The sequence below is a fragment of the Citrobacter sp. HN-141 genome (assembly GCF_033341895.1).
Lineage (GTDB): Bacteria > Pseudomonadota > Gammaproteobacteria > Enterobacterales > Enterobacteriaceae > Citrobacter.
The window spans coordinates 82,300-105,398 of record NZ_JAWPBF010000012.1 but is presented as its reverse complement, the minus strand read 5'-3'; the positions used below and the strand labels follow the sequence as shown (position 1 = coordinate 105,398).

General features: G+C 53.0%; 22 protein-coding genes. 9 read left to right on the top strand and 13 right to left on the bottom strand.

Going from position 1 to position 23,099, the window contains the following annotated elements:
* Positions 1-133 precede the first annotated feature (133 nt).
* Both gltD and gltB read right to left on the bottom strand, forming a co-directional pair.
* On the bottom strand, positions 134-1,552 hold the full coding sequence (gltD, locus tag RYZ59_RS15850; RefSeq protein ID WP_202037625.1) for a glutamate synthase subunit GltD: 1,419 nt from the start codon (positions 1,550-1,552) through the stop codon (positions 134-136).
* A 12-nt stretch (positions 1,553-1,564) separates the two neighbouring features.
* Positions 1,565-6,025 (bottom strand): glutamate synthase large subunit, encoded by a 4,461-nt coding sequence (gene gltB / locus RYZ59_RS15845; protein WP_318049273.1) that lies wholly within the window; start codon positions 6,023-6,025, stop codon positions 1,565-1,567.
* A 686-nt stretch (positions 6,026-6,711) separates the two neighbouring features.
* Here gltB and RYZ59_RS15840 point away from each other — a divergent pair.
* The 4 genes from RYZ59_RS15840 to mtgA all read left to right on the top strand — a co-directional run bounded on the left by RYZ59_RS15840 (position 6,712) and on the right by mtgA (position 11,777).
* The gene (locus RYZ59_RS15840; protein WP_137382440.1) at positions 6,712-7,641 is read left to right on the top strand and encodes a TIGR01212 family radical SAM protein; all 930 of its coding nucleotides are present in this window, start codon (positions 6,712-6,714) and stop codon (positions 7,639-7,641) included.
* A 200-nt stretch (positions 7,642-7,841) separates the two neighbouring features.
* On the top strand, positions 7,842-10,178 hold the full coding sequence (arcB, locus tag RYZ59_RS15835) for an aerobic respiration two-component sensor histidine kinase ArcB (RefSeq protein ID WP_137382439.1): 2,337 nt from the start codon (positions 7,842-7,844) through the stop codon (positions 10,176-10,178).
* Positions 10,179-10,407: 229 nt separating this feature from the next.
* Complete coding sequence (elbB, locus tag RYZ59_RS15830; RefSeq protein WP_318049275.1) at positions 10,408-11,061, top strand: isoprenoid biosynthesis glyoxalase ElbB; 654 nt, start codon at positions 10,408-10,410, stop codon at positions 11,059-11,061.
* Positions 11,058-11,777, top strand: coding sequence for a monofunctional biosynthetic peptidoglycan transglycosylase (gene mtgA, locus RYZ59_RS15825; RefSeq protein WP_318049276.1), 720 nt, complete (start codon positions 11,058-11,060; stop codon positions 11,775-11,777). The genes elbB and mtgA overlap by 4 nt, the downstream gene beginning before the upstream one ends.
* 66 nt (positions 11,778-11,843) lie before the next feature.
* On the opposite strand, the gene npr is transcribed toward mtgA, so the two are convergent.
* The 11 genes from npr to RYZ59_RS15770 all read right to left on the bottom strand — a co-directional run bounded on the left by npr (position 11,844) and on the right by RYZ59_RS15770 (position 19,769).
* Positions 11,844-12,116, bottom strand: coding sequence for a PTS phosphocarrier protein NPr (npr, locus tag RYZ59_RS15820; protein ID WP_003828770.1), 273 nt, complete (start codon positions 12,114-12,116; stop codon positions 11,844-11,846).
* A complete protein-coding gene (gene rapZ / locus RYZ59_RS15815) occupies positions 12,113-12,967 on the bottom strand; it encodes an RNase adapter RapZ (RefSeq protein ID WP_048213428.1) in 855 nt (284 codons plus the stop codon). The genes npr and rapZ overlap by 4 nt, the downstream gene beginning before the upstream one ends.
* 45 nt (positions 12,968-13,012) lie before the next feature.
* Entirely contained in the window at positions 13,013-13,504 is a 492-nt protein-coding gene (gene ptsN / locus RYZ59_RS15810; RefSeq protein WP_048213427.1) for a PTS IIA-like nitrogen regulatory protein PtsN, read from the bottom strand.
* 83 nt (positions 13,505-13,587) lie between these two features.
* Complete coding sequence (gene hpf / locus RYZ59_RS15805; protein ID WP_318049280.1) at positions 13,588-13,875, bottom strand: ribosome hibernation promoting factor; 288 nt, start codon at positions 13,873-13,875, stop codon at positions 13,588-13,590.
* Between the two features lie 22 nt (positions 13,876-13,897).
* The gene (rpoN, locus tag RYZ59_RS15800; protein WP_137382436.1) at positions 13,898-15,331 is read right to left on the bottom strand and encodes an RNA polymerase factor sigma-54; all 1,434 of its coding nucleotides are present in this window, start codon (positions 15,329-15,331) and stop codon (positions 13,898-13,900) included.
* A 46-nt stretch (positions 15,332-15,377) separates the two neighbouring features.
* Complete coding sequence (gene lptB / locus RYZ59_RS15795) at positions 15,378-16,103, bottom strand: LPS export ABC transporter ATP-binding protein (protein ID WP_048213425.1); 726 nt, start codon at positions 16,101-16,103, stop codon at positions 15,378-15,380.
* 6 nt (positions 16,104-16,109) lie between these two features.
* Positions 16,110-16,664 (bottom strand): lipopolysaccharide ABC transporter substrate-binding protein LptA, encoded by a 555-nt coding sequence (gene lptA, locus RYZ59_RS15790; RefSeq protein ID WP_040234136.1) that lies wholly within the window; start codon positions 16,662-16,664, stop codon positions 16,110-16,112.
* The gene (gene lptC / locus RYZ59_RS15785) at positions 16,633-17,208 is read right to left on the bottom strand and encodes an LPS export ABC transporter periplasmic protein LptC (protein WP_202037630.1); all 576 of its coding nucleotides are present in this window, start codon (positions 17,206-17,208) and stop codon (positions 16,633-16,635) included. The genes lptA and lptC overlap by 32 nt, the downstream gene beginning before the upstream one ends.
* Positions 17,205-17,771, bottom strand: a complete 567-nt coding sequence (gene kdsC, locus RYZ59_RS15780; protein ID WP_005121322.1) for a 3-deoxy-manno-octulosonate-8-phosphatase KdsC — start codon at positions 17,769-17,771, stop codon at positions 17,205-17,207. The genes lptC and kdsC overlap by 4 nt, the downstream gene beginning before the upstream one ends.
* Positions 17,772-17,791: 20 nt before the next feature.
* The gene (kdsD, locus tag RYZ59_RS15775) at positions 17,792-18,778 is read right to left on the bottom strand and encodes an arabinose-5-phosphate isomerase KdsD (RefSeq protein ID WP_043017798.1); all 987 of its coding nucleotides are present in this window, start codon (positions 18,776-18,778) and stop codon (positions 17,792-17,794) included.
* 13 nt (positions 18,779-18,791) lie between these two features.
* The gene (locus RYZ59_RS15770; RefSeq protein WP_318049283.1) at positions 18,792-19,769 is read right to left on the bottom strand and encodes a calcium/sodium antiporter; all 978 of its coding nucleotides are present in this window, start codon (positions 19,767-19,769) and stop codon (positions 18,792-18,794) included.
* A 214-nt stretch (positions 19,770-19,983) separates the two neighbouring features.
* On the opposite strand from RYZ59_RS15770, the gene mlaF reads away from it, so the two are divergent.
* The 5 genes from mlaF to mlaB are packed head-to-tail and all read left to right on the top strand — an operon-like array spanning position 19,984 to position 23,095.
* Positions 19,984-20,796 (top strand): phospholipid ABC transporter ATP-binding protein MlaF, encoded by an 813-nt coding sequence (gene mlaF, locus RYZ59_RS15765; RefSeq protein ID WP_048213420.1) that lies wholly within the window; start codon positions 19,984-19,986, stop codon positions 20,794-20,796.
* Between the two features lie 7 nt (positions 20,797-20,803).
* Complete coding sequence (gene mlaE, locus RYZ59_RS15760) at positions 20,804-21,586, top strand: lipid asymmetry maintenance ABC transporter permease subunit MlaE (RefSeq protein ID WP_048213419.1); 783 nt, start codon at positions 20,804-20,806, stop codon at positions 21,584-21,586.
* Positions 21,587-21,590: 4 nt separating this feature from the next.
* Entirely contained in the window at positions 21,591-22,148 is a 558-nt protein-coding gene (gene mlaD, locus RYZ59_RS15755) for an outer membrane lipid asymmetry maintenance protein MlaD (RefSeq protein ID WP_048213507.1), read from the top strand.
* An 18-nt stretch (positions 22,149-22,166) separates the two neighbouring features.
* The gene (gene mlaC / locus RYZ59_RS15750) at positions 22,167-22,802 is read left to right on the top strand and encodes a phospholipid-binding protein MlaC (protein ID WP_040234134.1); all 636 of its coding nucleotides are present in this window, start codon (positions 22,167-22,169) and stop codon (positions 22,800-22,802) included.
* Positions 22,802-23,095, top strand: a complete 294-nt coding sequence (gene mlaB / locus RYZ59_RS15745) for a lipid asymmetry maintenance protein MlaB (protein WP_318049287.1) — start codon at positions 22,802-22,804, stop codon at positions 23,093-23,095. Before mlaC ends, mlaB begins: the two co-directional genes overlap by 1 nt.
* The last annotated feature ends 4 nt before the right edge of the window (positions 23,096-23,099 follow it).

Below are 23,099 nucleotides of genomic sequence, written 5' to 3'. Positions count from 1 at the left end.
TCGGGTGTTAAGGCTATTTGCCCTGTTTACAAAACGTGTTGTCAGGCTGGCTTATTTGGCAGGTTTGGCGGTATTGCGGCAGGAATTTGGCATCTCATCCACCAGGGCAGATGAGATGCCTGAAGAGGCTGACTTACACTTCCAGGTAATTCATAATTCCGTCAGCCGCTTTACGGCCTTCGGCAATGGCTGTGACAACCAGATCCGAACCACGCACGATGTCGCCACCGGCAAAGATTTTCGGGTTGCTGGTCTGGAAGGCGTTGTCGCTGCGTTCCGGAGCAATAATACGCCCCTGCGAATCCAACTCGACGCTATGTTTTGCCAGCCATTCCATGCTGTGTGGACGGAAACCAAACGCCAGTACGACGGCATCAGCCGGTACTATATGCTCGGAACCGGCGACGATCTCCGCGCGACGGCGACCTTTCGCATCCGGCTCACCCATCTCAGTGCGCGCCATTTTCACGCCACACACTTTGCCGTTAGCATTCACCTCAACACCTAAAGGCTGGACGTTGAACTGGAATTCGACGCCTTCTTCACGCGCGTTTTTCACTTCGCGTTTCGAACCCGGCATATTCTCTTCATCGCGGCGGTAGGCGCAGATAACGTGTGACGCACCCTGACGAACGGAGGTCCGCACGCAGTCCATCGCGGTGTCACCACCGCCCAGCACGACAACGCGTTTACCTTCCATGCTGATGTATGGCTCGTCGCTGCTTTCGCCAAAGCCCATCAACTGTTTGGTATTGGCGATCAGGAACGGCAGGGCATCAAAGACGCCATCAGCATCTTCGTTTTCCAGCCCACCGCGCATCGACTGATAGGTGCCGACGCCAAGGAACACGGCGTCGTAATCCTTCAGTAACGCTTCGAGCTGCACGTCACGGCCCACTTCGACGTTGAGTTTGAACTCGATGCCCATGCCGGTGAAAATTTCACGACGGCGGGTCATCACCTCTTTTTCCAGTTTGAAGGCCGGGATACCGAAGGTCAGCAGACCACCGATTTCCGGATGGCGGTCAAAGACCACGGCCTTCACGCCGTTACGGGTCAGCACATCCGCACATGCCAGGCCTGCCGGACCCGCACCGATAATGGCGACACGCTTGTCCGTCTGACGAACGCCGGTCATATCCGGGCGCCAACCCATTTCGAAGGCTTTATCGTTAATATAGCGCTCGATGTTGCCGATGGTCACTGCGCCGAATTCGTCATTCAGCGTACAGGAACCTTCGCACAACCTGTCCTGCGGACAGACACGGCCGCAAACTTCCGGCAGCGTGTTGGTCTGGTGAGACAGCTCTGCGGCTTCAAAAATACGCCCTTCGTTAGCCAGCTTCAGCCAGTTCGGGATGTAGTTATGTACCGGGCATTTCCACTCGCAGTACGGGTTACCGCAGGACAGGCAGCGGTCTGCCTGTGCCTTAGCCTGACCTTCGGAAAACGGCTCGTAAATTTCGATAAACTCGATCTTACGGATCTTCAGCGGTTTCTTTGGCGGATCAACGCGCTGCAGGTCGATAAATTGGTATACGTTCTGACTCATTGCTGCTACCCCTTACTGCGCCTGCACACGCAGCTCAGCTGCGCTACGACTACGGTGACCCAACAGTGCTTTCACATCACTGGATTTTGGTTTTACCAGCGCGAATTTCGCTGAGAACGCTGGCCAGTTCGCCAGGATCTCTTCGCCGTGCGAAGAACCGGTATGCTGCACGTGTTCGGTAATTAAACCGCGCAGATGCTCTTCGTGGATAGCCAAAGAGTCCACGTTCAATACTTCAACCAGTTCCGGGTTCACGCGTTTGCGGAATTCACCGTCTTCGTCCAGTACGTAGGCAAAGCCGCCTGTCATACCTGCACCGAAGTTAACGCCAGTTTTCCCAAGAATACAGACGATGCCGCCGGTCATATATTCACAGCCGTTGTCGCCAATACCTTCAACCACGGTGATGGCCCCGGAGTTACGTACCGCAAAGCGCTCACCCGCACGGCCCGCGGCAAACAGACGACCACCGGTGGCACCATACAGGCAGGTGTTACCAATGATGCTCGCCTCATGGCTACGGAAAGCAGAGCCAACCGGAGGGCGCACCGCCAGCAGGCCGCCCGCCATGCCTTTACCGACATAGTCGTTGGCATCGCCGGTCAGATACAGTTCTACGCCGCCCGCGTTCCATACGCCGAAGCTCTGGCCTGCGGTACCGCTGAAGTGCGCTTTAATCGGGTCAGACGCCAGCCCCTGATCGCCGTGAGTCTGGGCAATATAACCGGATAACGACGCGCCAACTGAACGGTCGGTGTTGCGGATATCAAACCAGAAGGTTTTACTCTGGCGCTCATCGACAAACGGTTTTGCCTGTTGCAGTAACTGCGCGTTCAGTACACCGTTATCAAACGGCGGGTTGTTCTCGGTGCAGAACAGCGCTTTGCCGGGATGCGGCTCTGCGGTTTCCAGCAAGCGAGACAGTTCCAGCTTCTGCTGTTTGGCGGTAAATCCTTCCAGCTCTTTCAGCAGGTCGGTGCGGCCAATCAGATCCACGAGGCGGGTTACGCCAAGTGACGCCATCAGCTCGCGAACTTCACGGGCAATAAATTCAAAGTAGTTGGTCACTTTGAACGGCAGGCCGTGATAGTGATTTTTACGCAGTTTGTCGTCCTGAGTCGCCACACCGGTTGCGCAGTTGTTCAGGTGGCAAATACGCAGGTATTTACAGCCCAGCGCGACCATTGGGCCGGTGCCGAAGCCAAAACTTTCTGCGCCGAGGATGGCCGCTTTGATGATGTCGACACCGGTTTTCAGACCGCCATCGACCTGCAGACGAATCTTGTGACGCAGGCCATTAGCGACCAGTGCCTGCTGGGTTTCCACCAGACCGAGTTCCCATGGGCAGCCCGCGTATTTCACCGAGGAGAGCGGGCTTGCGCCGGTGCCGCCATCGTAACCCGCGATGGTTATTAGATCCGCATAGGCTTTCGCCACGCCCGTGGCGATGGTGCCGACGCCGGGTTCGGAAACCAGCTTCACGGAAATCATTGCTTTCGGGTTGACCTGTTTGAGGTCGAAAATCAGCTGCGCTAAGTCCTCGATAGAGTAAATATCGTGGTGCGGCGGCGGGGAGATCAGCGTCACGCCTGGTACAGAATAACGAAGCTTCGCTATGTACGGCGTCACTTTGTCACCCGGCAACTGACCCCCTTCACCCGGCTTCGCGCCCTGAGCGACTTTAATCTGGATAACATCGGCGTTGACCAGGTATGCTGGGGTCACACCAAAGCGACCGGATGCGACCTGCTTAATGCGTGACACTTTATTCGTGCCATAGCGCGCCGGATCTTCACCACCTTCGCCGGAGTTGGAGTTACCGCCGATGCTGTTCATGGCTTCGGCCAGCGCTTCGTGTGCTTCGGGGCTTAATGCGCCGATGGACATGGCCGCGGTATCAAAGCGTTTAAACAGTTCGGTTGCGGGTTCTACTTCATCAATGCTTACGGCTTCATCGCCAGGTGCGATCGCCAGCAGATCGCGCAGCGTGGCTGCCGGACGCTCATTCACCAGCCTGGCATATTCCTGATAGTCGCTATATTCGCCACTTTGTACCGCCTGTTGCAGCGTGCGCACCACGTCCGGGTTGTAGGCGTGGTATTCGCCGCCGTGAACGTATTTCAGCAGCCCGCCCTGGCTAATGGGTTTGCGTGCCAGCCAGGCGTGTTTGGAGAGGTTCAGCAGATCCTGCTGGAAGTCGCTAAACCCTGCGCCGCTGATGCGGCTGACCACGCCCTGGAAGCACAGCGCCACGACATCATCATGCAGACCAACGGCTTCGAACAGCTTGGAGCAACGGTAAGAGGCGATGGTCGAAATGCCCATTTTGGACATGATTTTGTACAGACCTTTGTTGATGCCGTTACGGTAGTTCTGCATCACGGTCCGGTAATCTTTGGCGATCGCCTGGGTATCGATCAGACGTCCCAACGTTTCATAGGCGAGATACGGATAAATGGCCGTCGCGCCAAAGCCGAGCAGGACAGCAAAATGGTGCGGGTCGCGGGCACTGGCGGTTTCAACGATGATGTTGGCGTCGCAACGCAGGCTTTGTTCTACCAGACGCGTTTGCACTGCGCCCACGGCCATCGGTGCCGGAACCGGTAAGCGGTTCTTCGCGATATTACGGTCAGAGAGCACCAGCAGCACCGTACCGTTACGCACCATCTGTTCCGCCTTATCGCACAATGCTTTGACGGTCTCTTCGAGCGTGGTTTCGGTCACGTCGAAGGTGATATCGAGGCGGTCAGCGCGATAATGATCCTCTTTCATAGTGGTGAGCTGGGTGAAATCGGAGTACAGCAGAATCGGCGATTTGAAGCTCAGGCGGTGTGCTTGGCCTTCTGCCTCGCAAAAGACGTTCATCTCACGACCGATGCTGGTGGCCAGCGACATCACGTGCGCTTCACGCAGCGGGTCGATCGGCGGGTTGGTGACCTGCGCGAACTGCTGACGGAAGTAGTCATAAATAATGCGCGGCTGGCTGGAGAGCACGGCAAACGGGGTATCATCACCCATTGAACCGACCGCTTCTTGGCCATTTTCGCCGAGCACGCGGATTACGGAGTCCAGCTCTTCCGCGCTGTAGTTAAACTGTTTCTGGTAGCTGGCGAGGGTATCATCGTCCAGTTCGCGGCTGCCGACCTGATCGTCTGGCAGATCTTCAAACGGCACCAGTCGGCGGACGTTCTTCTCCATCCACTCTTTATATGGGTGGCGGCTTTTCAGATCGTCATCAGTTTCGGCGGAATGCAGAATGCGCCCGCTGCGGGTATCAATAACCATCAATTCGCCCGGGCCGACGCGACCTTTCTCGACCACTTCATCCGGCTGATAATCCCAGATCCCAACTTCAGAAGCGCAGGTGATGAGTTTGTCTTTGGTGATGACATAGCGCGCCGGGCGCAGGCCGTTACGGTCAAGGTTACAGGCGGCAAAACGACCGTCTGACATGACAATACCTGCCGGGCCGTCCCATGGTTCCATGTGCATGGAGTTAAAATCGAAGAACGCGCGCAGCTCCGGGTCCATATCCGGGTTGTTCTGCCAGGCAGGCGGTACCAGCAGGCGCATAGCACGGATGATATCCATCCCGCCTGCCAGCAGCAGTTCCAGCATGTTATCCATAGAACTGGAGTCGGAGCCGGTTTCGTTGACGAACGGCGCGGCATCGTGCAGGTCAGGGATCAGCGGTGTCTGGAATTTATAGGTACGCGCACGCGCCCACTGGCGGTTGCCAGTGATGGTGTTGATTTCACCGTTGTGCGCCAGGTAGCGGAACGGCTGTGCCAGCGGCCAGCGCGGCACGGTGTTGGTGGAGAAGCGTTGGTGGAACAGGCAGATGGCCGACTCCAGGCGCAAGTCCGCGAGGTCCAGGTAAAAGCGCGGCAAATCTGCCGGCATACACAGACCTTTATAGATATTAACCAGATTAGACAAGCTACAGACGTAGAAGTCTTTATCGTCCTGGAGGCGTTTTTCGATACGACGGCGTGCGATGAACAGGCGGCGCTCCATATCGCGTGGACGCCAGCCAGCAGGGGCGTTGACAAAAATTTGCTCAATACGAGGCAGGGAGGAAAGGGCGATTTCACCGAGAACACCTTCGTTGGTTGGCACGTCGCGCCAGCCTACGATCGACAGGGTCTCCTGCTGTAATTCTTCTTCAACAATGCGACGAGATGCCGCCGCCAGTTCAGGGTCTTTATTTAAAAAGATCATGCCAACGGCGTAGTTTTTAGCTAAACGCCAGCCGCGCTCTTGCGCAACAATGCGGAAAAAGCGGTCAGGTTTTTGTAACAGCAAACCGCAACCATCGCCGGTTTTGCCATCGGCAAGAATTGCGCCACGGTGCTGCATACGGGCCAGTGCGTGTATGGCGGTACGCACTACCTTGTGGCTAGGTTCGCCTTCTATGTGGGCGATCAGGCCGAAACCACAGTTATCCTTCTCAAGGGATTTATCGTACAACATATTAGTGAACCTCCCCAGGCTCTGCGGGACACCTCTCCGATACCGTTTGCGCACGGGCACACCAAGAGCATGGCGACGGGGTTGGCGTTTCATACGCTCACCTCGCATTCGCCCTCTTTATCCTTTTCGCATAGGTCAAACAAGTTTGAGGACTTGCTTCAGAGGGAATCTCAATTACTGCATAAATATGATGAGCAGACTGCTCATCCAGAAAGCTTCCAGCGGATTTCCAAGTTATCGGGAATCCACACACAGGTCAAATGGCAATCTTATTTATGCAAAAATGTGCTATAGGGCGATTAACTTTATGAAAGTATTGAAAATAAAGGTGTTTTTACATTGATTTAACCTGAGTGTGATTGCTGGTGAAGTGTGATCTGTCTCACTGTCAGAAAGGCCGGTTATCTCCCGTCCTCCCTTTGTTTATCTCAATGTTTGGTATTTTATGCTGGTTTGTAGACTTTCGGCGTCTTAAAGATACTGTTTTTATATGAGAGCCATCAGAAGATAAAAAAAATAGCGAGATATAAGGAAAAATAATGACTTTTTGATTGAATGAAATTTCGATTATTTTGAATGGTTATTCAATAAATAAAGGCTCGCCAGGGCGATTGATCCAGGTCATCGCCGACTGGGGCTAAAAATGGCAGGCTTTGGCCTCTTTTCAAGGCGCGGTCTATCAGATTATGCAGTTACAGAAATTAGTCAATATGTTTGGTGGGGATCTTTCTCGCCGTTATGGGCAAAAGGTTCATAAACTCACGCTGCACGGCGGGTTTAGCTGCCCAAATCGCGATGGCACCATTGGACGTGGCGGATGTACCTTCTGTAATGTCGCCTCCTTTGCTGACGAAGCGCAGCAGCATCATTCTATCGCTGAACAGCTTGAGCATCAGGCGCAGTTAGTGAATCGCGCGAAGCGTTATCTGGCCTATTTTCAGGCTTATACCAGTACCTTTGCGGAAGTACAGGTGCTGCGTTCGATGTACCAACAGGCGGTCAGTCAGGCCAGCATCGTCGGGCTGTGTGTTGGCACGCGCCCTGACTGTGTGCCGGATGCCGTGCTCGATCTGCTATGCGAATATAAGGATCAGGGCTACGAAGTGTGGCTGGAACTGGGTTTGCAAACGGCCCATGACAAGACGTTGCATCGCATTAATCGTGGGCATGATTTTGCCTGCTATCAGCGTACCACCCAACTGGCACGGGAGCGTGGGCTGAAAGTGTGTTCACACCTTATTGTCGGTTTGCCGGGAGAAGGGCAGGAGGAATGCCTGCAAACGATGGAACGCGTGGTCGAGACAGGCGTCGACGGTATTAAGCTGCATCCGCTGCATATCGTGAAGGGCAGTACGATGGCGAAAGCTTGGGAGGCCGGACGGTTGCACGGCATCGAACTGGATGCGTACACGGTCACCGCAGGTGAGATGATTCGCCATACGCCACCCGAGGTGATTTATCACCGTATTTCCGCCAGCGCGCGCCGCCCAACGCTGTTGGCACCGCTATGGTGTGAAAACCGCTGGACCGGGATGGTCGAACTGGATAAGTACCTTAACGAGCACGGCGTGCAAGGCTCGGCGCTGGGTACGCCGTGGATTCAGCCGGGGTGCTAACCTATTGTGGGTCGTAGGCCGGATTAGCGAAGCGACATCCGGCAATCTGCGCCTGCTTGCCTGATGGTGTCTGGCTTATCAGGCCGCGATGAACCACTCCTCGGTCATTTCACCGATAACCTCCGCATTTCTTGCACAATCTTCAACGTCACGCTGAGAATTGAGTATTATTGTGCCAAGTTGTCGTGAAGGAACCCTCTATGAAGCAAATTCGTATGCTGGCGCAATACTATGTCGACCTAATGATGAAGTTAGGTCTGGTGCGTTTTTCGCTGCTGTTGGCGCTGGCTTTGGTTGTGTTGGCAATTGTGGTGCAGATGGCTGTCACCATGGTGCTGCATGGCCAGGTAGAAAGCATTGATGTCATCCGTTCTATCTTTTTTGGCCTGTTAATTACCCCCTGGGCCGTCTACTTCCTGTCGGTGGTGGTTGAACAACTGGAGGAGTCCCGGCAACGTCTGTCACGACTGGTACAGAAGCTGGAAGAGATGCGCGAGCGCGATCTCAAACTTAACGTGCAGTTGAAGGACAATATTGCGCAGCTTAACCAGGAGATTGTCGAACGTGAAAAGGCGGAAGCGGAGCGGCAGGAGACGTTTGAACAACTGAAGGTCGAAATCAAAGAGCGTGAAGAAGCGCAGATCCAGCTTGAACAGCAATCTTCATTTTTACGTTCTTTCCTTGATGCTTCACCGGATCTGGTTTTTTATCGTAATGAAGATAAAGAGTTTTCCGGCTGTAACCGTGCTATGGAGCTGCTGACCGGTAAGAGCGAAAAGCAACTGGTGAATCTAAAACCGGCTGATGTGTATTCGCCAGAAGCGGCGGAAAAAGTTATTGAAACCGACGAGAAGGTCTTCCGCCATAACGTTTCACTGACCTATGAGCAATGGCTCGACTATCCGGACGGGCGCAAAGCCTGCTTTGAGATCCGTAAAGTGCCTTACTACGACCGCGTCGGGAAGCGACACGGTCTGATGGGCTTTGGTCGTGATATTACCGAGCGTAAGCGCTATCAGGACGCTCTTGAGCGCGCCAGCCGTGACAAGACCACCTTTATCTCTACGATCAGCCATGAACTGCGTACGCCGCTTAACGGTATCGTCGGTTTAAGTCGGATCCTGTTGGATACAGATTTAACCGCGGAACAGGAAAAATACCTCAAAACTATCCACGTCTCTGCCGTGACGCTGGGGAACATTTTCAACGATATTATCGATATGGATAAGATGGAGCGGCGCAAAGTCCAGCTCGATAACCAGCCAATCGATTTCACCAGCTTTATGGCGGATCTGGAAAACCTCTCTGGCTTGCAGGCGCAACAAAAAGGATTGCGCTTTGTTCTTGAGCCGACGCTACCGCTGCCACATAAGGTCATCACCGACGGAACGCGTCTGCGTCAAATTCTGTGGAATCTGATCAGCAATGCCGTGAAATTCACCCAGCAAGGGCAGGTGACCGTGCGGGCGCGCTATGACGAGGGAGACATACTGCATTTTGAGGTGGAGGATTCCGGGATCGGTATTCCACAGGATGAGCAGGATAAAATTTTCGCCATGTACTATCAGGTGAAGGACAGCCATGGTGGTAAACCGGCAACGGGAACCGGCATTGGACTGGCCGTATCGAAGCGTCTGGCGAAAAATATGGGCGGTGATATTACGGTTTCCAGCCAGGCTGGAAAAGGCTCTATCTTTACGCTAACCGTGCATGCTCCTGCCGTAGCGGAAGAGATTGAAGATGCTTTTGAAGACGATGAAATGCCGTTACCAGCCCTGAATGTGCTGCTGGTGGAAGACATTGAACTGAACGTTATTGTTGCGCGTTCGGTGCTGGAAAAGCTGGGCAATAGCGTGGATGTCGCGATGACCGGGCAGGCCGCGCTGGACATGTTCAAACCGGGTGAATATGACCTGGTGCTGCTGGATATTCAGCTACCGGATATGACTGGGCTCGATATCTCCCGCGAGCTGACGCAAAAATATGCGCGCGAGGATCTCCCACCGCTGGTGGCTCTCACCGCCAACGTACTGAAAGATAAAAAAGAATATCTGGATGCAGGAATGGACGACGTGCTGAGTAAGCCGCTGTCAGTTCCGGCGTTAACCGCCATGATCAAAAAATACTGGGATACCCGAAACGAAGAGGAGAGCACTGTGACGTCTGAAGAAAGCAGTAAATCGCAAGCGCTGTTAGATATTCCCATGTTGGAACAATACCTCGAACTGGTCGGGCCGAAGTTGATCACCGACGGTCTGGCGGTGTTTGAGAAAATGATGCCGGGATATTTGAGCGTGCTGGAGTCTAATCTGACTGCCCGTGATAAAAAAGGCGTGGTTGAGGAAGGCCATAAAATTAAAGGTGCAGCCGGATCTGTCGGTCTGCGCCACCTGCAACAGTTGGGTCAGCAAATTCAATCACCCGACCTTCCTGCCTGGGAAGATAACGTGGCTGAATGGATTGAAGAGATGAAGCAGGAGTGGCAGCACGACGTGGCGGTATTAAGAGCTTGGGTTGCGAGCGTGGAAAAAAAATGACCCCGGCTTGACCGGGGTGCGCGAATACTGCGCCAACACCAGGGAAATCGTGGCTGCGCCGTAAATTATTATCATTGTTTACAAGGGCGCAGCCCTAATTTTCAGGCCGCACGCAGTTAAGATAGCAAATCTTAAATAATTTGTTACATGAATCAGTTAAATGTGTGAAGCGTGGCATTCTAATCAGAATTATTAATATGCTTCAGTCAGTTGCGAAAGGAGTATCACGATGAAAAAAGTTGGCGTAGTGCTCAGCGGATGTGGCGTGTATGACGGTGCAGAAATCCACGAAGCCGTACTCACGCTGCTGGCTATTGCCCGTAATGGCGCTCAGGCTATCTGCTTTGCGCCAGATAAACAGCAGGCGGATGTGATTAATCATCTGACGGGCGAGCCGATGCCGGAAACGCGCAATGTCCTGATTGAAGCTGCGCGTATTACGCGTGGTGATATTCGCCCCCTGGCCCGGGCGGTTGCAACGGAGCTGGATGCGCTAATTGTGCCTGGTGGGTTTGGCGCAGCAAAAAATCTGAGCAATTTTGCCAGCCAGGGCAGTGAATGTCGGGTTGATAGCGACTTAGCCGCGCTGGCGAAGGCACTGCATCAGGCCGGTAAGCCCCTGGGATTCATGTGTATTGCTCCTGCTATGTTACCTAAGATTTTTGACTTCCCGCTGCGTCTGACCATTGGCACTGACATTGATACAGCGGAAGTGCTGGAAGAGATGGGCGCTGAACATGTGCCTTGCCCGGTCGATGACATTGTGGTTGATGAAGATAATAAAGTTGTTACCACGCCTGCTTACATGCTGGCACAGGATATCGCCCAGGCGGCGAGTGGGATCGACAAACTGGTCTCACGTGTTTTGGTACTGGCTGAATGAGAAAAGGGGCTACCGCCTTTCTGCGACGTCTATTTCTGCGGGTAGTTATTGTCCTCGCCGTGTTTTGGGGTGGAGGGATAGCGCTCTTCAGCGTGATGCCCGTTCCTTTCTCGGCGGTCATGATTGAGCGGCAGCTTGGTGCCTGGATACAGGGTGATTTCGGCTATGTGGCGCATTCTGACTGGGTCAGTATGGATGAAATATCACCATGGATGGGGCTGGCGGTCATTGCCGCTGAGGACCAGAAATTTCCCGACCACTGGGGATTTGATGTCTCTGCGATAGAGAAAGCGCTGGCGCATAACGAACGTAATGAAAACCGTATTCGGGGCGCCTCGACGTTATCGCAACAAACGGCAAAAAACCTCTTTTTGTGGGATGGGCGTAGCTGGGTGCGCAAAGGGCTCGAGGCCGGGTTAACGCTGGGGATAGAAACAGTCTGGAGCAAGAAGCACATCCTGACGGTTTATTTGAATATTGCGGAGTTTGGCGATGGAGTATTCGGTGTAGAGGCTGCATCACAGCGCTATTTCCATAAACCCGCCAGCCGTCTTAGCCCGTCTGAAGCGGCATTGCTGGCGGCGGTTCTGCCCAATCCGTTACGTTTTAAGGCGAGTGCGCCTTCCGGCTATGTGCGCAGTCGTCAGGCGTGGATCATGCGCCAAATGCGCCAGCTGGGCGGTGAGTCGTTTATGCGTGAAAATAAGTTGTATTAGCGTAGTTATTGCCGGATGCGGCGTAAACGCCTTATCCGGCCTACTGGCTACGTTCTGTGTACTCGACTAATCTTCGTCAAACCCTGAATTAAACAGGGCAATTACCGCGGCCAGGGCCTCAACTTCTTGCGGACCCGTGGCTTCAACTTCTATCTGGCGTCCTTTGGCGGAATCCAGCATCAGCAGAGCGATAACGCTGTTTGCCTCGGCTTCCGTTCCTTCATCATTACGCAGCAGAACTTCTGCTTCAAAACCCTGCATTAGCTCAAACAGTTTCATTGCCGGCCGGGCATGCATGCCCAGCTTATTCGTGATTTCAACAGTTTGCTTCACGGTCATGATTTGCGTTTTTCCAGCGTACGATGGCGTGACTGCACGTTTTTACCGCGTGAGCGGAAGTAGTCTGCCAGTTGCTCTGCAATATACACCGAACGGTGTTTCCCGCCGGTACAGCCGATGGCTACGGTAAGGTAGCTGCGGTTGTTAGTCTCCAGCATGGGTAACCATAGCTCAAGATAGCTGCGAGTCTGGTAGATAAAATTGTGTACTTCTGTGTGTCTGTCGAGGAAGGCTGCGACGGGCCTGTCCAGACCGGTCATCGGACGTAGCTTTGGATCCCAGTGCGGGTTAGGCAGGAAGCGGACATCAAAGACGTAATCCGCATCAATAGGGATTCCGTGTTTAAAGCCAAAGGACTCAAATACCATCGTTAATTCACGTTCACGTTTGCCCAGCAGTCGGGTACGTAACATTTCCGCCAGCTCGTGCACAGACATTTCAGAGGTGTCTACGATCAGGTCAGCGCGCGAACGCAACGGCTCCAGTAAATCGCTTTCTTTATCGATAGCGCTTTCCAGAGACAAGTTCTTGCTGGACAGCGGGTGTAAACGGCGCGTATCGCTGTAGCGGCGAATCAGCGTGTTACGGTCGGCATCAAGGAACAGCAGTTGCGGTGAGAAGCCTTCGGGCAGGTTACTCATGGCCTGCTCAAAAATCTCTGGGGACTCGGGCATGTTGCGCACATCAATGCTGACAGCCGCAGATATCTGGCGATCGGCGAGGGTTCGAGCCAGTTCGGGCAACAACACGACGGGAAGGTTATCCACGCAGTAAAAACCCATATCTTCCAGCGCACGCAGGGCGACAGACTTACCTGACCCTGAACGACCGCTGACGATCATCAGTACCATGTACTGTTTCTCCTCACAACGACAGAAAAGGATGCCATTGGGTTGTTATGCTTCATCCTGCCCACCTTCGGTGTCAGTGATGATTTGATACAACTCCTGGTCACTCTGCGCGGCGCGCAGGCGACGACAGATAGTTTTATCTGCCAGACGTTTTGCGACCAGTGACAACGTATGCAAATGCGTCTTGGTTTGGTCCGCCGGGACCAGCAGGGCGAAAAGCAGATCGACTGGCTGATTATCAATGGCATCGAACGCGATTGGCGTTTCAAGTTGAACAAATACACCAACCGCACGCAGGGTGTCTTCTTCCAGCTTTCCATGCGGAATGGCAATACCATTGCCAATACCGGTACTGCCCATTTTTTCACGCGTCAGAATGGCTTCAAATACCACCTGAGGAGGCAAGCTGAGTTGTTTTGCCGCCAGTTCACTGATGATTTCCAGTGCGCGTTTCTTGCTTTGGCAGTGAACGGCCGCGCGCGTACATTCCTGGTTAAGAACATTGCTCAGTTGTAGAGTCGTATCGTTATTTGTCATAATTTCACCTAAGCGCTAACTGTACAAATGGCCCGTTGTGCTGCACAACAGGCCGTCCTGCACCCGCTAACTGCCCGGACAAGTTAGTGCTGTTTCAGTTTATCTTTATGTTTTGTTAACTGGCGAGCCAGTTTATCAATTAAACCGTCAATGGCGGCGTACATATCCTGACCTTCCGCGCTGGCATGAATTTCGCCACCGTTCACATGCAGTGTTGCATCCAAGATGTGTGTGACCTTCTCCACTTTCAACACAATATAGACCTGATTAATCCGGTCGAAATATTGTTCAAGCTTGGCAAACTTTGTGGTGACAAAGTCGCGCAGGGCCTCAGTGATTTCGACGTTATTTCCAGTGATGTTGAGCTGCATAGTGTCTTCCTTATCGGTTGGGTCAAACCAGCTGTTTGCGCTGGTTAGACGGCGGAATGGATAAAGACTCTCGGTACTTCGCAACGGTGCGGCGCGCCACCATGATACCTTGTTCTGACAGCATAGAGGTTAACTTGCTGTCACTCAGCGGTTTCGCAGGGTTCTCGGCCGCAATTAATTTCTTCACCAGTGCGCGGATAGCTGTAGAAGAGGCTTCGCCTCCGCCTTCAGTGTTGACGTGACTGGAGAAGAAATACTTCAATTCAAAAATGCCGCGCGGACTGTGCAGATACTTTTGCGTGGTCACTCGGGAAATGGTCGATTCATGCATCTCGACGGCCTGGGCGATATCTGCCAGCACCATCGGTTTCATATACTCTTCGCCTTGCTCAAAGAAGGCTTGCTGTTGCTCAACGATACAGCGGCTAACGCGCAATAGCGTGTCATTGCGGCTTTCCAGACTTTTAATCAGCCATTTCGCATCCTGCAGGTTGCTACGAATAAACTGGCTGTCAGCATCATTGCGCGCGTTATTGCACAGGGCGGCGTAGTGTTGGTTGATCTGTAAACGCGGAATGCTGTCACTGTTGAGTTCGACTACCCAGCGATCGTTATGCTTACGCACCAGCACATCCGGGATCACGTACTCTGGTTCACCGGTCTGGATAGACTGTCCAGGTCTTGGGTCAAGCGACTGGATAAGATTGACGGCTTCTTTCAGCACATCTTCTTTCAGTCGGGTTACGCGCATCAGGGTGCGGAAGTCGTGGTTGGCGAGCAGATCAAGGTGATCGCTGATGATAAGCCTGGCTTCTTCCAACCACGGTGTGGCTTTGTCAAACTGCGAAAGCTGGATCAGTAAGCAGTCGCGGAGATCTTTTGCCGCCACGCCAACGGGATCAAAACGCTGAACGCGTTTAAGCACGGCTTCGATTTCATCGATACCGACCTCGTCATCGCCCATGCTGTCGAGAATGTCGTCCAGCGTGACGGTGAGATAGCCCGTTTCGTCGACTGCATCCACAATGGATGTGGCAATAGCACGATCGGTATCTGAGAATGGCGTCAGCTCCACCTGCCACATCAGGTAATCTTGCAGCGATTGCGTGGTTTCACCCTGATACACAGGCAGTTCGTCGTCGATGTAATCCCCGCTGGTGCCAGACGGCGTCCCTGCGGTGTAAATCTCATCCCAACTGGCATCCAGCGGTAGCTCTTCCGGCATCTCTTTTTGTTCGAGTGCATCAGCCGTATCGAGGGATTCGCTATCCTGCTTTTCCTGGGTATCAATTTCGTCGTGAAGATCGGTTTGCTCGAGCAGTGGGTTACTTTCCAGCGCTTGCTGAAGTTCTTGCTGAAGTTCCAGCGTGGACAACTGCAACAGACGGATAGCCTGTTGTAGCTGAGGCGTCATCGCCAGTTGTTGGCTAAGCCTGAGTTGCAAACCTTGCTTCATGTTCAGAGTTGTTGTCTCCTGCGGTGACGTGAAGTCTACTACCCTATCAGAGTCTGAAGTCTTCCCCAAGGTATACGCGTTTAACGTGCTCGTCCTGCAGGATTTCTGTCGGCGTACCGTGTGCGATCAGGTGTCCCTGGCTCACAATGTAGGCGCGCTCACAGACAGCCAGTGTTTCGCGCACGTTATGGTCGGTAATCAGCACGCCAAGCCCGCTGTCGCGCAGGTGTTCAATAATACGTTTGATATCAATGACGGAAATCGGGTCAACACCGGCAAAGGGTTCATCCAACAGGATAAATTTTGGATTAGCGGCCAGCGCACGGGCGATCTCCACGCGGCGACGTTCCCCACCGGAGAGTGCCTGTCCAAGGCTGTCACGCAGATGTTCGATATGGAATTCTTCCATCAGCTCATTGGCGCGATCTTCACGCTGCTCGCTGGAAAGATCGTCACGAATTTGCAGTACCGCCATCAGGTTATCAAATACGCTCAGGCGACGAAAAATAGAGGCTTCCTGCGGTAAGTAGCCGATACCGCGACGGGCACGTGCATGCAGGGGTAACAGACTGATATCTTCGTCATCAATGATAATGTTGCCAGCATCGCGCGGCACAATGCCGACTACCATGTAAAAGGTTGTTGTTTTGCCCGCACCGTTAGGACCGAGCAGACCGACGATCTCCCCGGAGTTGACGGTCAGGCTGACATCTTCCACCACACGACGGCCTTTGTAGGCTTTTGCAAGATTCTTTGCAGTTAATGTTGCCATAACGAATCAGTTACCTTTTTTCTCTGCCGGAGCCTTGGTCTTGTTTTTGTCCTGCAATTGCGACGGAACCAGAACGGTGGTGACGCGTTTGCCTTTTTCACTGAAGGCCTGCATTTTCTGTTCTTTTACCAGATAGGTGATCTTATCACCCGTGATGTTGCTATCGAGCTGTTCCAGATAAGCCTTACCGGTAAGGACGACGAAATCTTTTGCCAGCTCATAGTGCATCTGTGAAGCGTGGCCTTTAACCGGTTTACCATTGTCCTGCATCTGGTAAAAGGTTGCCGGATTGCCATAACCGTCAATCACTTCTTTACCGTCTTCACCGCCCGGACGTGTGACGACAACCTTATCGGCATTAATTTTGATCGTGCCCTGAGTCACGATGACATTGCCGGTAAACGTCACCACGTTGCCCTGCATATCCAGAGACTGCTGGTCCGATTCAATGTGGATCGGCTGCTCGGTATCGCCAGTGACGGCGAATGCCGGAATGCTGGCGGCCAGAAGTGAGCTGGCAAGCACAAGATTAAGGCTGAGTTTGTTTGTTTTGGATTTCATATGAGGTTCTAACCTTTTCAATCAGCTCGGCGTTCTTGCTGCGTAAGTTGCCGCGCATCTTCAGTCCGCTGGAGTTAAATGTTGTTCCATACAACGTGACCAGATCATCGGAAGTGACATCTTGCGTCACAAGGTTGATCTGCGCGTTATCGGTAGTAATTCTGCGTAGTTGAGAGTCAGGCACCAGCGCGTTAACCTCAACATGGCCATACAGGTACAGCATCCGATCGTTGGTCAACTTGGCCTTATCGGCCTTGATCGACCAGGTCGGTACTTTGTCCTTATCAAACGTGGTTAACACCGGTTGGGTGAACCACGAAACTGCTTGATCTGAATAATATTCAACGTGTTGTGCGATCAAATGATAGCTCAGCGCGCCCTCAGGGCTGTACACGACGGTGTCGGTATGCTCGCTCTTATAGGTTGGCTCGTTGTTATTAACGACAACCTGGGCTGTGTCGTCTTTGTCTGTCAGGTTAATACCAATCATCACAAGGACAGCCAGCGACAGTAGAATGATAACCCAACGTCTGGTTTTGCTCATATCGATTGCCCTTTGGCCTCATCCAGTTTGCCCTGTGCCAGGAGTAATAAGTCGCAGACTTCGCGCACTGCGCCGCGTCCCCCGTCAATGCGGGTGACGTAATCGGCCCGCGGGATCAGCAACGGATGAGCATCCGCTACCGCTACGCTTAATCCCACTTTTGCCATCACCGGCCAGTCGATCAGATCATCGCCAACATACGCCACATTCTCAGGCGCGATCGCCAGTTTGCTAAGCAGATCGCCAAAGGCAACCAGTTTGTCCGACTGCCCCTGATACAGATGTGTGATCCCTAATGTGGCACAGCGATCTTCTACAAGTTTAGCCTTTCGTCCGGTAATAATGGCAACCTCAATACCGGAAGTGAGCGCGCAGCGGATTCCGTAGCCATCGCGGACGTTAAACGCCTTCAGCTCTTCACCGTTGTTGCCCATATAAATCAGACCATCAGACAGTACGCCATCCACATCCAGGATCAGCAGACGGATGTTTTCTGCCCTGGTGATGACGTCAGTACTGACGGGTCCATAACAGGTCGCAAGCGACGCACCTGCTTTACTCATTTTCTTTATCCTTGAGTTTCTTACACTACACCTGCACGCAGCAGATCATGCATATGTAACACACCCAGTAATTGGTCGCCATCAGCAACCATTACCGAGGTGATATGGCGGGACTGCATTAAGTTCAGGGCATCAACGGCAAGAATCCCTGGACGCACGCGAATGCCTCCAGGGGTCATCACATCGGCAATGCCTAACTGGCGTACATCAACGCCCATATCGAAGACACGACGTAAATCGCCATCGGTGAAAATACCGTCAATCTTCATGGCATCATCGCAAATGACGGTCATGCCGAGATTTTTACGCGTGATCTCAAGTAAGGCGTCACGCAGGCTGGCGCTTTTAGTCACATGCGGGATTTCGTCTCCCGTATGCATAATATCGTTAACGCGCAACAAAAGCTTACGCCCCAGTGCGCCACCTGGATGCGATAACGCAAAATCTTCTGCAGTGAATCCGCGTGCTTTTAGTAACGCAACGGCAAGCGCATCGCCCATGACCAGCGTTGCGGTCGTGCTGCTGGTCGGTGCCAGACCTAATGGGCAGGCTTCTTTGGGCACTTTAACACACAGATGGACATCTGCTGCACGCGCCATACTGCTTTCCGGACGACCCGTCATGCAAATAAGGGGTACATGAAGACGTTTTAATACTGGGATCAGCGCCGCTATCTCATTGGATTCACCAGAGTTAGAGATGGCGATGACCACATCCTGTGGCGAGACCATACCCAGATCGCCATGTGCGGCTTCGCCTGGGTGTACAAAAAATGAGGGGGTACCGGTGCTGGCAAATGTGGCTGCCATTTTCCGCCCGATATGGCCGGATTTCCCCATTCCCATCACCACCACTTTGCCCGGGCAGCTGAATATTTTCTCGCATGCGAGGGTAAAATTTTGGTTGATGTACTGATCAAGCTCCGCCAGGCCTTCACGTTCAATTGCCAGGACTTCCTTGCCTGCTTGCTGAAAGTCAAAACCCGGTTGCAACTCTAAGTGCGACATAATGCGTTTCCAGTTATCCAACGAGAAGTGGCGATAACCAATACAGCATCGCCAGCCATATGATAAAACCGCCGGTCAGCAGCGCCCCCGCACCACGACCAATCTGGCGCGGACGTCGCCAGCAGAGTAGTGCAAAAATTACGCTCACCAGCAGCATGACGCTATAGTCACGGATGAAGGCCATCGGATTGACTTCACCCGGCGTAATCAACGCTGGTAACCCGAGGACGATAACGATATTAAAAATGTTCGCGCCGATAATGTTACCGACGGCAATATCGTTTTCACCTTTACGCAGACCCGCAATCGCCGTTGCCAGCTCCGGCAGGCTGGTACCAATGGCGACCACTGTCAGCCCGATAGTAAGTTCGCTCATGGCGAAATAGTTCGCCAGCACGGTAGCGTTATCCACCACCATACGTGTTGCCATTGGCATGATAATCAGCGCAATGCCCAACCACAAAAATGCGACAGGTAACCCGCCTTCGCGCGGCAGCTCAGCTATCTGCTCACGTGTCAGGCTGTCATTGCCCTGGCGTTCTGCCAGACGGGCGATTTTAACAATGAATAGCAGCCATAGCACGGCCAGAAGCAGAAGAAACAGGCCATCGCTGCGGCTTAACTGACCGTCATACAGTACGGACGCGGCCAAAATGCTGACCAGCAACATTAACGGTAATTCACGACGCAGAACATCAGAATGCACGGTAAAAGGATGAATCAGCGCTGACAGGCCTAAAATAAGCAGAATGTTGGTGATGTTAGAACCTATGGCGGTCCCGACGGCTAAATCGAGCTGCCCATTCATTGATGCCGCAACAGAGACAATAATCTCAGGTAGGGATGTGCCGATGCTAACGACCGTCATTCCAATAATGATGGGGGGGATACCGAAGGTACGGCATAAAATGGATGCAGCAAATACCAGACGGTCGGCACCGTAGACCACCAGAAGTAAACCAATTATTAACAGTGCCGTCGCTAAAAGCATCTAAAGTCCTTTCTTCAGGTATACTCGCCGGTCCACGTGAAGGATCTTCTGGAAGCCGTAACGAATTCTTAATTTTGACTTTATGCGGCTAAAAAGTAAAACAAATGCCAGCTTTCGCTAACCAGGACAGGCAATAATCTGTAAATATGTCGGGTTCAGGGCTAAATTGAGCGCCAACTCTTCGATCAACGAGGCAATAGTAAAGGATGAATCAATGGGTCAGTCTGTGGCGAATCTAGTCGATATGCGCGATGTCAGCTTTTCCCGAGGTGACCGCTGCATCTTTGATAATATTTCCCTGACGGTGCCGCGCGGTAAGGTGACGGCGATCATGGGGCCATCAGGCATAGGCAAAACGACGCTGTTACGTCTGATTGGCGGGCAGATCCCGCCAGATAAGGGTGAAATCCTGTTTGACGGCGAAAACGTCCCAGCCATGTCTCGTTCGCGTTTGTACACCGTGCGTAAGCGCATGAGTATGCTGTTTCAGTCCGGGGCGCTGTTTACCGACATGAACGTGTTTGACAACGTCGCTTATCCACTGCGTGAGCATACGACGCTGCCCAAGGCGTTGCTCAAGAGCACGGTGATGATGAAACTGGAAGCTGTCGGCCTGCGCGGTGCGGCAAAACTCATGCCTTCTGAATTATCCGGTGGGATGGCGCGACGTGCGGCATTAGCACGCGCCATTGCGCTGGAGCCAGATCTCATCATGTTTGATGAACCGTTCGTCGGTCAGGACCCCATCACCATGGGCGTGCTGGTGAAGCTGATTTCAGAGCTGAACAACGCGCTGGGCGTCACCTGTGTGGTGGTCTCTCACGATGTGCCAGAGGTACTGAGTATTGCGGATTACGCCTATATTATGGCGGACAAAAAGATAGTGGCCTACGGTAGTGCTCAGGCATTACAAGAAAATGCCGATCCGCGCGTGCGTCAGTTCCTCGATGGTATTGCCGATGGGCCGGTTCCGTTCCGCTACCCGGCGGGCGATTACCACACCGATTTACTCAAAACAGGGAGTTAAGCCACCCATGTTGTTAAATGCGCTGGCATCACTCGGACATCGAGGGATAAAAACCCTCAGGACGTTCGGGCGAGCCGGATTAATGTTGTTCAATGCGGTAGTCGGCAAGCCGGAGTTTCGCAAACATGCGCCGCTGCTGATCCGCCAGCTCTATAATGTCGGTGTCCTGTCGATGCTGATCATTATTGTTTCTGGCGTGTTCATCGGGATGGTGCTGGGATTGCAGGGATACCTGGTCCTGACAACCTACAGCGCAGAAACCAGTCTCGGTATGCTGGTGGCGCTGTCTTTGCTGCGAGAACTGGGGCCGGTTGTTGCGGCGCTGCTGTTCGCCGGACGAGCCGGATCGGCGTTAACCGCGGAAATCGGCCTGATGCGGGCAACCGAGCAGCTTTCCAGCCTGGAAATGATGGCGGTTGATCCTCTGCGTCGCGTGGTCTCTCCGCGTTTTTGGGCGGGTGTCATTTCATTGCCGCTGCTGACGATTATTTTTGTCGCGGTTGGGATTTGGGGTGGTTCGCTGGTCGGCGTTAGCTGGAAGGGGATTGATGCCGGCTTTTTCTGGTCGGCTATGCAAAATGCCGTCGACTGGCGTCTGGATCTGGTCAACTGTTTGATTAAGAGCGTGGTGTTCGCCATTACGGTCACATGGATTGCATTGTTCAATGGTTATGATGCGATTCCGACCTCCGCCGGAATTAGCCGGGCTACAACACGCACCGTTGTGCACGCATCTCTTGCCGTTCTGGGGCTGGATTTTGTGCTGACCGCACTGATGTTTGGGAATTGAGTTCATGCAAACGAAAAAAAATGAAATTTGGGTTGGGGTATTCCTGCTGGTTGCGCTGCTGGCGGCGCTATTTGTCTGCCTGAAAGCGGCTAATGTGACCTCCATGCGTACTGAACCAACCTACACGGTTTATGCGACCTTTGATAATATCGGCGGTCTGAGAGAGCGCTCTCCCGTGCGGATTGGTGGGGTTGTTGTGGGGCGAGTTTCGGATATCTCGTTAGATCCCAAAACGTACCTGCCACGCGTAACGCTGGACATCGAATCGCGCTTTAACCATATCCCGGACACCAGCTCGCTGAGCATCCGTACCTCTGGTCTGCTGGGTGAGCAGTATCTGGCATTAAACGTGGGGTTTGAAGATCCTGAGCTGGGAACGTCTATCCTCAAAGATGGTAGTACGATTCAGGACACGAAATCCGCGATGGTGCTGGAAGATATGATTGGTCAATTCCTCTACAACAGTAACAGTAAAGGTGATGACAATAAGAATTCTGGCGATGCGCCAGCCGCAACTGAAGGCAATAATGAAGCCACTACGCCTGCGGGCGCAACGAAATAATCTCAGGAGAATCGACGTATGTTTAAACGATTGATGATGGTGGCTATGCTGGTGATTGCCCCACTTAGCGTGGCAACCGCAGCGGACCAGACGAACCCGTATAAACTGATGAATGAGGCGGCGCAGAAAACGTTCGATCGTCTGAAAAACGAACAACCGAAGATCCGTTCTAACCCGGATTATCTGCGTCAGGTGGTTGATCAGGAACTGCTGCCATATGTGCAGGTTAAGTATGCCGGTGCGCTGGTGCTGGGCCGTTACTACAAAGATGCGACACCGGCCCAGCGTGACGCCTATTTTGCCGCATTCCGCGAATATCTGAAGCAGGCTTACGGTCAGGCGCTGGCGATGTACCACGGTCAGACCTATCAGATTGCCCCTGAACAGCCGCTGGGTGATGCGACCATCGTTCCTATCCGCGTAACCATCATCGATCCAAACGGCCGTCCGCCAGTACGTCTGGATTTCCAGTGGCGTAAAAACTCCCAGACCGGTAACTGGCAGGCATATGACATGATTGCCGAAGGCGTAAGTATGATCACCACCAAACAGAATGAGTGGAGCGACCTGCTGCGCACGAAAGGTATCGATGGTCTGACGGCACAGCTGAAATCTATCTCTCAGCAGAAAATCACCCTGGAAGAGAAGAAATAATGACGCAGTCACTCACCTGGACGCGTGAAAGTGACAAGCTGATGCTCGCGGGAGAGCTGGATCAGGACGTGTTAAATCCGTTATGGGATGCACGCGTTGAGGCGATGAAAGGGGTAACCTGCATCGATCTGAGCCAGGTTTCCCGGGTTGATACCGGTGGTCTGGCATTGTTGTTGCATCTGGTTGACCAGGGCAAGCAACAGGGGAATCGCGTTTCGCTTACCGGTGTTAACGATAAGGTTTATACCCTGGCACAGCTTTACAATTTGCCTGACGACGTCCTTCCGCGTTAATTTT

Coding starts and splice junctions, on each gene's coding strand:
- gltD (WP_202037625.1), bottom strand. CDS start 1,552: ATGAGTCAGAACGTATACCAATTTATCGACCTGCAGCGCGTTGATCCG.
- gltB (WP_318049273.1), bottom strand. CDS start 6,025: ATGTTGTACGATAAATCCCTTGAGAAGGATAACTGTGGTTTCGGCCTG.
- RYZ59_RS15840 (WP_137382440.1), top strand. CDS start 6,712: ATGCAGTTACAGAAATTAGTCAATATGTTTGGTGGGGATCTTTCTCGC.
- arcB (WP_137382439.1), top strand. CDS start 7,842: ATGAAGCAAATTCGTATGCTGGCGCAATACTATGTCGACCTAATGATG.
- elbB (WP_318049275.1), top strand. CDS start 10,408: ATGAAAAAAGTTGGCGTAGTGCTCAGCGGATGTGGCGTGTATGACGGT.
- mtgA (WP_318049276.1), top strand. CDS start 11,058: ATGAGAAAAGGGGCTACCGCCTTTCTGCGACGTCTATTTCTGCGGGTA.
- npr (WP_003828770.1), bottom strand. CDS start 12,116: ATGACCGTGAAGCAAACTGTTGAAATCACGAATAAGCTGGGCATGCAT.
- rapZ (WP_048213428.1), bottom strand. CDS start 12,967: ATGGTACTGATGATCGTCAGCGGTCGTTCAGGGTCAGGTAAGTCTGTC.
- ptsN (WP_048213427.1), bottom strand. CDS start 13,504: ATGACAAATAACGATACGACTCTACAACTGAGCAATGTTCTTAACCAG.
- hpf (WP_318049280.1), bottom strand. CDS start 13,875: ATGCAGCTCAACATCACTGGAAATAACGTCGAAATCACTGAGGCCCTG.
- rpoN (WP_137382436.1), bottom strand. CDS start 15,331: ATGAAGCAAGGTTTGCAACTCAGGCTTAGCCAACAACTGGCGATGACG.
- lptB (WP_048213425.1), bottom strand. CDS start 16,103: ATGGCAACATTAACTGCAAAGAATCTTGCAAAAGCCTACAAAGGCCGT.
- lptA (WP_040234136.1), bottom strand. CDS start 16,664: ATGAAATCCAAAACAAACAAACTCAGCCTTAATCTTGTGCTTGCCAGC.
- lptC (WP_202037630.1), bottom strand. CDS start 17,208: ATGAGCAAAACCAGACGTTGGGTTATCATTCTACTGTCGCTGGCTGTC.
- kdsC (WP_005121322.1), bottom strand. CDS start 17,771: ATGAGTAAAGCAGGTGCGTCGCTTGCGACCTGTTATGGACCCGTCAGT.
- kdsD (WP_043017798.1), bottom strand. CDS start 18,778: ATGTCGCACTTAGAGTTGCAACCGGGTTTTGACTTTCAGCAAGCAGGC.
- RYZ59_RS15770 (WP_318049283.1), bottom strand. CDS start 19,769: ATGCTTTTAGCGACGGCACTGTTAATAATTGGTTTACTTCTGGTGGTC.
- mlaF (WP_048213420.1), top strand. CDS start 19,984: ATGGGTCAGTCTGTGGCGAATCTAGTCGATATGCGCGATGTCAGCTTT.
- mlaE (WP_048213419.1), top strand. CDS start 20,804: ATGTTGTTAAATGCGCTGGCATCACTCGGACATCGAGGGATAAAAACC.
- mlaD (WP_048213507.1), top strand. CDS start 21,591: ATGCAAACGAAAAAAAATGAAATTTGGGTTGGGGTATTCCTGCTGGTT.
- mlaC (WP_040234134.1), top strand. CDS start 22,167: ATGTTTAAACGATTGATGATGGTGGCTATGCTGGTGATTGCCCCACTT.
- mlaB (WP_318049287.1), top strand. CDS start 22,802: ATGACGCAGTCACTCACCTGGACGCGTGAAAGTGACAAGCTGATGCTC.